General features: G+C 51.8%; 9 protein-coding genes and 3 tRNA genes. 1 reads left to right on the top strand and 11 read right to left on the bottom strand.

The features are described 5' to 3' along the window. Nucleotides 1-52 precede the first annotated feature (52 nt). Nucleotides 53-193, bottom strand: coding sequence for a hypothetical protein (locus BLS94_RS14935; protein ID WP_176767863.1), 141 nt, complete (start codon nt 191-193; stop codon nt 53-55). 304 nt (nt 194-497) lie between these two features. Between BLS94_RS14935 and BLS94_RS11340 the strand changes: the two genes are divergently transcribed. Next, a complete protein-coding gene (locus BLS94_RS11340) occupies nt 498-1,280 on the top strand; it encodes an enoyl-ACP reductase FabI (protein WP_072768182.1) in 783 nt (260 codons plus the stop codon). 24 nt (nt 1,281-1,304) lie between these two features. On the opposite strand, the gene BLS94_RS11335 is transcribed toward BLS94_RS11340, so the two are convergent. From BLS94_RS11335 to BLS94_RS11290, 10 genes are all read right to left on the bottom strand, one after another. Next, nucleotides 1,305-3,191 carry a SurA N-terminal domain-containing protein gene (locus tag BLS94_RS11335; protein WP_090961062.1) on the bottom strand — a complete coding sequence of 629 codons (1,887 nt, stop codon included), beginning with the start codon at nt 3,189-3,191 and terminating at the stop codon, nt 1,305-1,307. A gap of 61 nt (nt 3,192-3,252) precedes the next feature. Further along, nucleotides 3,253-3,329 (bottom strand) — tRNA-Asp (locus BLS94_RS11330). Nucleotides 3,330-3,346: 17 nt separating this feature from the next. Further along, a tRNA-Val gene (locus tag BLS94_RS11325) sits at nt 3,347-3,422 on the bottom strand. A gap of 13 nt (nt 3,423-3,435) precedes the next feature. Further along, nucleotides 3,436-3,708, bottom strand: a complete 273-nt coding sequence (locus tag BLS94_RS11320) for an HU family DNA-binding protein (RefSeq protein WP_025041659.1) — start codon at nt 3,706-3,708, stop codon at nt 3,436-3,438. A 218-nt stretch (nt 3,709-3,926) separates the two neighbouring features. Beyond that, nucleotides 3,927-6,341: an endopeptidase La gene (gene lon, locus BLS94_RS11315; RefSeq protein WP_072768184.1), complete on the bottom strand. Its 2,415-nt coding sequence runs from the start codon at nt 6,339-6,341 to the stop codon at nt 3,927-3,929. Nucleotides 6,342-6,430: 89 nt separating this feature from the next. Next, nucleotides 6,431-7,708, bottom strand: a complete 1,278-nt coding sequence (gene clpX, locus BLS94_RS11310) for an ATP-dependent Clp protease ATP-binding subunit ClpX (protein ID WP_072768185.1) — start codon at nt 7,706-7,708, stop codon at nt 6,431-6,433. Between the two features lie 65 nt (nt 7,709-7,773). Continuing rightward, nucleotides 7,774-8,418: an ATP-dependent Clp endopeptidase proteolytic subunit ClpP gene (clpP, locus tag BLS94_RS11305; protein ID WP_371130283.1), complete on the bottom strand. Its 645-nt coding sequence runs from the start codon at nt 8,416-8,418 to the stop codon at nt 7,774-7,776. Beyond that, nucleotides 8,415-9,719 (bottom strand): trigger factor, encoded by a 1,305-nt coding sequence (gene tig / locus BLS94_RS11300; RefSeq protein WP_090961053.1) that lies wholly within the window; start codon nt 9,717-9,719, stop codon nt 8,415-8,417. Before tig ends, clpP begins: the two co-directional genes overlap by 4 nt. 99 nt (nt 9,720-9,818) lie before the next feature. Continuing rightward, a tRNA-Leu gene (locus BLS94_RS11295) sits at nt 9,819-9,903 on the bottom strand. A 62-nt stretch (nt 9,904-9,965) separates the two neighbouring features. Beyond that, complete coding sequence (locus BLS94_RS11290) at nt 9,966-10,724, bottom strand: YciK family oxidoreductase (RefSeq protein ID WP_090961049.1); 759 nt, start codon at nt 10,722-10,724, stop codon at nt 9,966-9,968. Nucleotides 10,725-10,739 lie beyond the last annotated feature (15 nt).

The raw sequence follows: 10,739 nt of genomic DNA, 5'->3' as shown, positions 1-10,739 counted from the left end.
TAATGGTCATACCATGGCGTGTAACGTGATGGACACACAATTTTACCGTAGATTACAAGGGATAGCGCATGGACAGATACTGGACGATCTGTTGCGACAGGTTTTTGCCAAGGTCCACTACCAGGCGGAATGCGCCATTGACTTTTGGACTTACCGTTTTTTGGGATATTTCATACTGAGAAGCGATTGTCATGCTTCCCGTTTGCAAAACCCAGACGTGTTTCGATATCGTAAGCACAGCTATCATTGATGTAATTGTATAGCACAGCGATTGGGGAAAGCTGATCGGTACCCAGGCGGCATTTGATGATTTTACAAGTATGAAAGACTTGAAGCTATAATCCCAAGTCCGGCAATGGACCGGCTTTTTTCAGCTTGACGCGCCTACCGGCAACAGCTTTTCGTGTCATTCGGTCCTTTAGATGCTCGCTGCCAGTACCAATTGCCGGATGGATCCCAAAACCATTCAGCTATTCAACATTCGTAAGGTATATTACATGACACTTCTTGCCGATAAGCGCATTCTCATCGCCGGACTACTGAGTAATCGTTCCATTGCCTACGGCATTGCAAAAGCAATGCATCGTGAAGGCGCGCAACTGGCTTTTACTTATCAGGGAGAAGCGGTGCGCGAGCGGGTTAAAAAAGTAATCGCGGAGTTTGACAGCGATTTACTTTTTCCATGCGATGTTTCGAATGATAACGAAATAGCGCAATGTTTCGATGATTTGGGGAAACATTGGGACGGTCTTGACGGTATCGTTCATTCTATTGCCTTTGCTCCACGCGAGGCACTGAATGGGGATTATGTTGAAAGCGTAAATCGTGAGGCTTTCCGCATAGCCCATGATGTGAGCTCCTACAGTTTCACTGCGCTGGCGAAAGCCGGCACACCCCTGATGCAAGGCCGAAACGGCTCACTTCTCACGCTCACCTATCTAGGTGCAGAAAGGGTAATGCCGAATTACAATGTGATGGGATTAGCCAAAGCGAGCCTTGAAGCGAATGTGCGATTCATGGCTTCCAGCCTTGGTCCCAAGGGGATACGGGTCAACGCGATTTCAGCAGGTCCGATCAAAACCTTGGCAGCGGCTGGGATCGGGAACTTCGGAAAACTTTTGAGCTACACCGAAAAGGTATCACCGTTACGGCGTAATGTTTCCATTCTGGAGGTCGGGAATGTCGCGGCATTTCTGTGCAGCGATCTGGCAAGCGGTATTACCGGCGAAATTACCCATGTCGATGCAGGGTTTAACACGGTCGCGTTTGATATCATGTAGCCGCTGATAACGGCTTGTTTTCTGCTACTTCTCCAGGTTCTCGTTACTCACGGAGACGTCATACCGCTTCCTGACCCCGGCCAAATAAGCCGAGAGTTCCTCCTGGGCGACCAACTGCTGCAATTGCCTGGCAAAAGCTTGTTGTTGATCCGCCTCGGGCGGGGCTGGTTTGGTGACATGTTCGACACGAATCAAGGTAAAACCGCCCTGGGGATTTTCAATCCCGGTATAGGAGGGAAGTTTCGTAGCGTCGGCCTTGAAAACCGCCCGCAGGGTTTCGTTGTCAAGACCATGGGGCTCTTTGCGGGAGATCTCCTGGGTAGCGCTCCACTTAACGACCCCATCTTTGCCCTCCTGCAGTTGCGCGAGCTTCTCCTTTCCCTCATTGATGGCCGCCTTGGCAGCTTCCTGCCGCGCGATAAGCCCGGCAATTTTATCCTTCAACTCTGTCAGGGAGAGCGTAGTCGCTGGTCGGTAATTCAATAGCCTCGCCGAAACCAGCGTGTTCGGCGAAACTTCGATTGCTTCGGTGTTGCGTTTGTCCTTGATGACGTCGTCCGAAAAAACCGCTTGCAGCAGCCTTTCGTTATTGAAATAGGGTGGTTGGTCGCCACTTCTTCCAGTCCAGTCGCTTTGCTGCATGGATAAGCCGAATTTTTCGGCGGCAGGCTGCAGGCTATCACTCTGCTCATATACCATATTGCTGAAGTCGTCCGCCATTTCACCGAAAGCTTTCTCGGCTTTCTGCTTCTTCACTTCCTGTTCGACCTGATTTTTTACCTTATCAAAACTGACCGGTTCTGCGTTCTTTATGGCGGAAAGCTGGATAATATGGAAGCCGTGATCGGTCTCGACCACTCCGCTGATCTCATCCTGTTTCATCTGAAAAACCGCGTCTTCAAAAGACTTGACCATCATGTTGCGTGCGAAGAAGCCGAGGTCACCCCCTTTGGCCGCCGAACCCGGATCTTGAGAATATTCTCTGGCAAGATCCGCAAAGCGTTCCGGCGCTTTTTTAATTTCGACAAGCAGCTGCTCAGCTTTGGCGCGCGCCGCGGCTTTCTCCGAATCCGGCGCCGTGGCAGGCGCGCTCAGAAGTATGTGGCTTGCCCGGCGCTCTTCCGGCTGCCCAAATTCGCCCCGGTGCTCGTTAAAATATTTCTCTGCTTCATCAGTACTGACATGCGATTGTTTAATCAGCTCATCCAGGGATAACACCAGATACTCGAGCCGTACTTGCTCCGGCAACTGAAAGTCGGCTTGGTGACTGTCATAGTATGCCTTGATGGCCGCATCATCAGGCTTAATATGGCCCAGAAACTTCTCTGGCTGTATTTGAACCAGACTCACTTCACGCTTTTCTTCACTCAACCGAAGGACCCGATCCGCTACCGTATCGGAAATGAAGCCGCTTTCGCTGTAGGGCGCGATCAACTGCTGGCGCATCAGTTCCTGGCGCACCCGTGCTTCGAATGCTTGCGGACTTAGCCCCTGTCCACGCAGCAGTTCTTCGTAGCGCGGCTTGGAAAATTTTCCGTCTTCTTGAAATGAAGAGATATTTTGTATTGTTTCCACAAGCTGGGCATCCGGCACAGCCAATCCCACACGAGATGCCTCATGTTTCAGTAAGCGCTGCTGAATCAGTCCTTCCAATATTGCAGATCGTACTTCGGGCTTATCCAGCAGCGCATCGTCAAAGCCCGCTCCCATCGAAGCCCGCATGCTGTCCTTCTGATTGCGCACAGCCTGATCGAATTCCTGGCGAAGGATCTTTTCGCCGGCTGCCATCGCAACTTGATCTTCGCTCTCCTTGCCTTGATATGATTCGAGGCCCCAGAACAGGAATGGCAGCGTGGCGAGCGCCAGAATGACCTGAACTATACGTCTTTTTTTATGGACAAAATCAAACATTGAGGGACAGAAAATGAATAAAAAAGGCGAACTTGCGTTCGCCCTGGTTTAGGCAAAAATCTGGCGGAGTGGACGGGACTCGAACCCGCGACCCCCGGCGTGACAGGCCGGTATTCTAACCAACTGAACTACCACTCCAACGAACAAAAAGCTGCTGGTGGGTGCTGACGGGGTCGAACCGCCGACATTCGCCTTGTAAGGGCGACGCTCTACCAACTGAGCTAAGCACCCCATCTAAAGAATGCTAGTTTACTGCATCCTTGAGCGCCTTGCCAGCGCTGAATTTCGGCACCTTCGTAGCTTCAATTTTAATAGCTGCGCCGGTACGGGGATTTCGCCCGGTGCGGGCGGCGCGCTTTCCCACTTTGAAAGTTCCGAATCCAACCAGGGTTACACTTTGCCCTTTTTTCAAAGCCGCTTTAATAGCAGACAACGCACCATCCAGCGCATTTCCCGCAGAGGCTTTGGAAATGTCGGATGATTTGGCGATGGCATCGATAAGTTCAGATTTATTCACGTGATTCCCCTTTCGTTATTGTTAAAGAGTTACAAAAACCCTGCAATCGGTTTTATATCAAGCCGCTTGTGCTTGGTCAAGCAATTGTAAAAATATTTCAGAGAACGTTTCATACCAAATTTTCCGCAGGAATCTTATCCAAAATGAAAGGCCGAAAATAAAAATTGTCTATACAGCTTGATTTCTGCCTCATCGACTGGCAGGAGGCAGAAATCATCTTAGTGCTTGATAACAACGCTAGGTACGCCCCCTTCGGCCGCAACGGGACCAGGACCGGATACGGGTGAGGCGGAGGGAAGCGGTTCCGGTTTGCGCTCCAAGGCCAACTCCAGCACCTGATCTATCCATTTAACCGGATGAATATCCAGTCTATTTTTAATATTTTCTGGAATCTCCGTCAGGTCTTTGACATTGTCCTCCGGAATCAATACCGTTTTTATGCCGCCACGATGTGCCGCCAGCAGTTTCTCCTTGAGGCCGCCGATAGGCAGAACCTCGCCGCGCAGCGTGATCTCCCCTGTCATTGCGACAGCCGCCCGAGCCGGAATACCGGTCAGAGCCGACACCATCGCAATGCAGATGCCAATGCCTGCGCTCGGGCCATCTTTGGGTGTCGCGCCCTCCGGCAAGTGAATATGAATATCGTTCTTCTGATAAAAATCGTCGGCGATACCCAAGGTCCGTGAACGACTGCGCGCCACCGAGAGGGCGGCCTGAACGGACTCCTGCATCACTTCACCCAATTTTCCGGTTGTGATGGTTTTTCCCTTGCCGGGCAACACCACAGCTTCAATGGTCAATAGTTCGCCCCCCACTTCGGTCCACGCCAGTCCCGTAACCTGTCCCACCTGGTTCTTTTCTTCAGCAACGCCATACGTGTAGCGCCTTACGCCCAGATATTTGTCGAGATTCCGCCCACTGACCGTAATCTTCTTTTGATCATTTTTCAGCAATAATGCCTTCACGACTTTACGGCAAATTTTCGAGATCTCCCGTTCCATTGCCCGCACACCGGCCTCGCGCGTGTAATAGCGCGTAATATCGCGCAAGGCAGACTCGGACACCGCCAGTTCGTTTTCCTTCAAACCGTGGTTTTTTATCTGTTTAGGCAATAAATAGCGCATTGCAATGTTCAGTTTCTCGTCCTCGGTATAGCCCGACAGCCTTATTACCTCCATGCGGTCAAGCAGCGCCGGCGGTATATTCAGCGTGTTCGCGGTAGCCACGAACATGACGTCGGACAAATCGTACTCAACCTCGATATAATGATCAACGAAAGAATTATTTTGTTCAGGATCAAGAACTTCCAAAAGCGCGGATGAGGGGTCGCCACGAAAATCCATACCCATCTTGTCCACTTCGTCCAGTAGAAACAAGGGATTCTTGACACTCACCTTAGTCATATTCTGCAGGATCTTGCCGGGCATCGAACCAATATAAGTGCGGCGATGGCCACGTATCTCGGCCTCGTCACGAACACCGCCCAGTGACATACGCACAAATTTGCGATTGGTGGCACGCGCAATGGATTGGCCCAGCGAAGTTTTGCCCACTCCGGGAGGGCCTACCAGACAAAGAATGGGCGCTTTCAATTTATCCACCCGCTGCTGCACAGCCAGGTACTCGACGATTCGCTCCTTGACCTTCTCCAACCCGTAATGGTCTTGCTCAAGCACTACCTCGGCAGCACTGAGGTTTTTGCTGATTTTGCTCCTTTTTTTCCAAGGGAGCGCGACCAGCGCATCGATATAATTACGGACGACCGTGGCTTCCGCCGACATTGGCGACATCAACCGGAGTTTTTTCAGTTCTGCCTCTGCCTTCGCCCGAGCTTCCTTCGACATCTGGGCTGCCTGTATTTTCTTGTCGATTTCTTCCAGGTCAGCGCCGTCTTCGCCCTCGCCCAACTCCTTCTGGATAGCTTTCACCTGCTCGTTGAGGTAGTAGTCCCGCTGGCTTTTCTCCATCTGACGCTTGACTCGCCCACGAATGCGTTTTTCCACCTGGAGTATATCCAGCTCGGTTTCCAGTAATCCGAGCAGATGTTCCAGGCGTTTGGGTACATCAAAGATTTCCAGTACTTCCTGCTTTTGCTCAAGTTTCAAGGGTAAATGAGCAGCAATCGTATCAGCAAGACGCCCCGCTTCATCTATACCGCTAAGCGAAGTCAGTATCTCGGGAGGAATTTTTTTATTGAGCTTTACGTATTGATCGAATTGTGCCAGCATCGCGCGCCGCATCGCCTCGACCTCATGGTTATCCACAGCATCCGGGGGTAGCAATGCAGCCTGGCCGGAGAAATACGTGCCATCGTCGGTCACATTGATAATGCGCGCACGGCGGCCGCCTTCTACAAGCACTTTGACAGTACCATCCGGCAATTTAAGCATTTGCAGCAGGTTTGCAACGGTGGACACGCCGTAGAGGTCTTCCGGCGCCGGTTCGTCCTTGGCCGCAAATTTCTGAGCCACCAGCAAAATGCTTTTACCGGATTCCATGGCGATTTCCAGCGCCTTTATGGACTTGGGCCTTCCAACGAAAAGAGGAATTACCATATGCGGAAAGACGACGACATCGCGTAACGGTAATAGCGGTAATGAAATTTGAGTGGGATCGTTCACTGGAGAAGACATGTCGGCTCACCTATAAGAGACAAACAAGAGTTATGGGGACGCCGCAGAGAAATTCAACGGACAAGGCAATACGAAACGTGCATTAACAGTTAACAGCTCTTGGCTACCTTCGGCTTATCTGAATAGATCAGGATGGGCTTGATGTCGCCATTGACCGATCCGTGATCAATCACTACCTTGGCAACATTTTCCAGTGATGGAAGATCAAACATCGTGTCCAGCAGAGCGCTCTCCAGAATGGAGCGCAAACCACGGGCCCCGGTCTTTCGCGCCAGCGCCTTCTTGGCTATTGCTTTCAGGGCCTGCTCACGGAATTCGAGATCGACGCCCCCCTCCATGTGAAACATTTTCTGGTACTGTTTGATAAGCGCATTCTTTGGTTCGGTCAATATTTGAATCAATGCTGACTCATCCAGCTCTTCCAAAGTCGCCACCACGGGCAGACGCCCGACGAATTCGGGTATCAGGCCGTATTTGACCAGATCTTCAGGCTCCACGCCTCGCAACACTTCTCCGAAGTCCTTCCGGCTGTCGCGGCTTCTCACGCTGGCGCCAAAACCTATCCCTCCCTTTTCGGAGCGGGCGCGTATCACCTTGTCGAGCCCATCAAAAGCACCGCCGCAAATGAAAAGAATGTTGGTGGTATCCACCTGCACAAACTCTTGATTTGGATGTTTTCTGCCTCCCTGGGGCGGCACCGAAGCAATGGTTCCTTCGATCAGTTTCAGCAAGGCCTGCTGTACGCCCTCTCCCGAAACGTCTCTGGTAATTGACGGGTTGTCAGATTTGCGCGAAATCTTATCAATTTCGTCAATGTAGACTATTCCTTGCTGCGCCTTTTCTGCATCGTAATTACATTTCTGGAGCAGCTTCTGGATGATGTTTTCCACATCCTCGCCGACGTAACCTGCTTCTGTCAGCGTGGTCGCGTCAGCCATCACAAAGGGCACATCAAGCAACCGCGCCAACGTCTGCGCAAGCAATGTCTTGCCCGAGCCCGTCGGTCCGATAAGCAGAATATTGCTCTTCGCCAGCTCGATTTCATCGGCGTCCGTCGCCTTTGCCAGGTTTCTCAAACGCTTGTAATGGTTGTAAACCGCTACTGACAGGATTTTCTTTGCCTGCTCCTGGCCAATTACATAGTGATCGAGAATTTGGCAAATTTCATGCGGCACCGGCAAATCCGACTTCGTCAGCTTGGCAGCTTCAGCGCCTTGTATTTCCTCACGAATGATGTCATTGCAAAGCTCGATACATTCATCGCAAATGAATACCGATGGGCCAGCAATGAGCTTCTTCACTTCGTGTTGACTTTTGCCGCAGAAGGAACAATAAAGCAGTTTTTCACCGCCAGTTTTCTCTGACATAGTTTTATCCCGCATTATCCGAGCCGTTGCGCTCGTAGCTAGCAATCACTTCCACCCTGTTTTTTTCAACTCGTGCTTTCACTCCTGGAGGTTAGCACAGCATCGATCAAACCGTATTTCTCCGCCTGCTCGGCGCTGAGAAAGTTATCCCGGTCCGTGTCCCTCTCTATGGTCTCTATACTTTGACCACTGTGCTTCGCCAACAACTCATTCAACCGGTTTTTTAAAAACAGTATCTCTTTCGCATGTATCTCAATGTCCGAAGCCTGCCCCTGGAAGCCACCTAGCGGCTGATGGATCATAACGCGCGAGTTAGCGAGGCAGAAGCGCTTGCCCTTGGCACCGGCCGTCAGCAACAGCGATCCCATGCTTGCCGCCTGTCCAATGCAGAGTGTGCTGACATCGGGTTTAATGTATTGCATGGTATCGTAAATCGCCATCCCGGCAGAAACCAGTCCGCCAGGAGAATTAATATAAAAATGAATATCCTTGTCCGCGTTTTCGGATTCCAGAAACAAGAGTTGCGCCACGATCAGGTTCGCTGAGCCTTCCGTAACCGGACCCACCAGGAATATGACTCGCTCTTTCAGCAATCGGGAATAGATGTCGTATGCGCGCTCACCTCTCCCGCTGGTTTCGATGACCATGGGAATCAGGCCCAACCCGTTCGGCTCGAGATTCCGTTGCTTCCAGTCAAGTTGCTGCATCATGATCTTCCCATTAGCTCATCTAAAGTCATCAACTTATCCACCACCGTCACCTTCTCCAATACCCACATCACGACGTTGTCTTCCAGCGCTGCTGACTCGACCTCGTTAAGACGATCCGGCACGGAATAGTGCCATTTGATCACCTCCGCCGGATTCTCATAACTCTGTGCGAGATCCTCTACCACCGCACGCACCTGTTCGGGTTTCGGATGCAAGCCGTGGCTTTTTACCAGTTCCCCCAAAATCAATCCCAGGTTTACACGGCGTTGCGCCCTTTCCAGAAGCAAATCCTGCGGCAGCGGCAAATTCTTGGCGCTCAGGCCGCGCGAAGTCAGTTCTTCGCGCGCTTCCTGCATCAAGCGCTCCTGTTCCATTTCCACCAACGCTTTAGGAGGCTGAATGCTGGTTACATCAAGGAGCGCCTGCATGACCTGTTCCTTAAGCCTGACCTTTACACGACGAGACGCCTCACGCTCAAGATTAGCCTCAATTTCGACGCGCATTTTTTCAGTATCGCCATCGGCGACCCCCAGCGACCTGGCGAATTCCATATCGGCGTCGGGCAGCCTTGAAGACTCGACCCCGTTTAAACTGACTTCAAACGTGGCGGTCTTTCCGGCGACCTCTTTACCATGATAGTCTGCCGGAAAGGTAACTTCAAATGTTTTAACCTGCCCGGCGCTCATGCCGATCAACGGTTCCTCGAAGTCTTTGAGAAGCTTCCCTTCCCCCAGCACCAAGGTAAAATTCTCGGCTTTACCTCCTGCAAACTCTACTCCATCGATGATGCCGTGATAATCGATATTGATACGGTCACCCGGCAGAGCTCCCCGTTCCGCCGGTTCATACTGAACGCGTTGCTTGCGCAAAACATCTATGGTTTTATCAATATCGGATTCGGAAATGTTGACGACGGGTCGTTCAATGCGAATTTCACCCAGATTTCCCAGAACCACCTCGGGATAGACCTCGAATGTCGCGCTGAATTCAAACTGAGTCGCATTTTCTGCCACCTCCCTGGGTTCAAAGCGAGGATAGCCAGCGATTCTGAGGTTCTTCTCGCGCACCGCATCGTTGAAATTCTTCTTCAGCACATCGCTGATCACTTCCTGGCGCACCTGCGGGCCATACTGCTGCATCACGATTTTCAACGGCACTTTTCCCGGTCGAAAACCGGGCAACTTCGCCGTGCGCGCCAAATGCTTCAAGCGGCTTTCAATTTCTGTCTCGATTTTCTCCTGAGGAACCGAAACGTTAAGGCGGCGCTCCAGCGCACCAAGGTCTTCGACATTCGTTTGCATTTCTTTTCCTGACTGGTTGATAACATTGTGCAGCGTTAGCGACCAGGGGAACGCGACAGCCGTCAAGATGCGCTATCGCTCAGACCGCTTACAACTCCCTGGTGCGAAAGGGGGGACTCGAACCCCCACACCTTTCGGCGCCAGAACCTAAATCTGGTGCGTCTACCAATTCCGCCACTTTCGCAGGCCGCTTTTTTCATGGGTGCGAACGATTATACCTTTTTCTTTCGGCTACAGCAGCCTGTACTACTCGCGGCCCTGGCAAAATAGGGTTTCGCCACTGAATGCTTTACTATCACCACCCATCAGGTACAAATAGTATGGCATTAAATCCTGCGGCTGGAGCATGTCACGCTTGACCTCGCCAGGATGGGTCCGGGTTCGTTGCGGTGTATGCACAGGCCCGGGGATCAAGACGTTGATGCGCAGATTCGGAAATATTTCCCATTCCTGAGCCTGAATTTTTACCAACGCCTCTATCGCCGCCTTCGCCACTGCAAAGCCGCCCCAATAGGCGGCAGGCACATGGCCATGTGTATCCGACGTCATAACGACGCTTCCATCCGGTGAAGCTCTCAGCAGAGGCAGGCAGGCTCGGGTCAGCGCAAACGGGGCAATAAGATTGACACGCAGCAGCGCCAGCCATTGGTCCAGTGTCTGCGCCTCAAGCGGAGTCAGGTTGAATAGAAGCGCCGCATTGTGCAAGATGCCATCCAACCGACCTAATTGCAGTTTAATGGCTTGGGCGATTGCGGCGAAATCCTTGTCTTCGGCCTTTTCGAGGTCAAGTGGAAAAATTGACGGCTGAGCCCCGCCCGCCGCCTCGATTTCATCGTACACGCTTTCCAGTTTCTTGACATTACGCCCGTGTAATATAACGGTTGCGCCATGCGCGGCATATGCCAGCGCTGCAGACCGGCCCATTCCCTGCCCCGCTCCAGTGACAAGGATCACGCGGCTCTTGAGCAAGTCCTTTGACGGAGTGTAATTTTCGAATTGATTCATGGAAGAGTTTATCGG

Origin of the sequence: Nitrosospira sp. Nsp18 (genome assembly GCF_900103145.1) — a bacterium.
Lineage (GTDB): Bacteria > Pseudomonadota > Gammaproteobacteria > Burkholderiales > Nitrosomonadaceae > Nitrosospira.
This window is presented reverse-complemented; position numbering and strand designations above follow the sequence as displayed.

What these genes read in the sequence shown, in the direction of transcription:
- BLS94_RS14935 (WP_176767863.1), bottom strand. Translation starts at nt 193, where the DNA reads ATGACAATCGCTTCTCAGTATGAAATATCCCAAAAAACGGTAAGTCCA.
- clpP (WP_371130283.1), bottom strand. Translation starts at nt 8,418, where the DNA reads ATGATGCAGCAACTTGACTGGAAGCAACGGAATCTCGAGCCGAACGGG.
- BLS94_RS11340 (WP_072768182.1), top strand. Translation starts at nt 498, where the DNA reads ATGACACTTCTTGCCGATAAGCGCATTCTCATCGCCGGACTACTGAGT.
- lon (WP_072768184.1), bottom strand. Translation starts at nt 6,341, where the DNA reads ATGTCTTCTCCAGTGAACGATCCCACTCAAATTTCATTACCGCTATTA.
- clpX (WP_072768185.1), bottom strand. Translation starts at nt 7,708, where the DNA reads ATGTCAGAGAAAACTGGCGGTGAAAAACTGCTTTATTGTTCCTTCTGC.
- BLS94_RS11335 (WP_090961062.1), bottom strand. Translation starts at nt 3,191, where the DNA reads ATGTTTGATTTTGTCCATAAAAAAAGACGTATAGTTCAGGTCATTCTG.
- BLS94_RS11290 (WP_090961049.1), bottom strand. Translation starts at nt 10,724, where the DNA reads ATGAATCAATTCGAAAATTACACTCCGTCAAAGGACTTGCTCAAGAGC.
- tig (WP_090961053.1), bottom strand. Translation starts at nt 9,719, where the DNA reads ATGCAAACGAATGTCGAAGACCTTGGTGCGCTGGAGCGCCGCCTTAAC.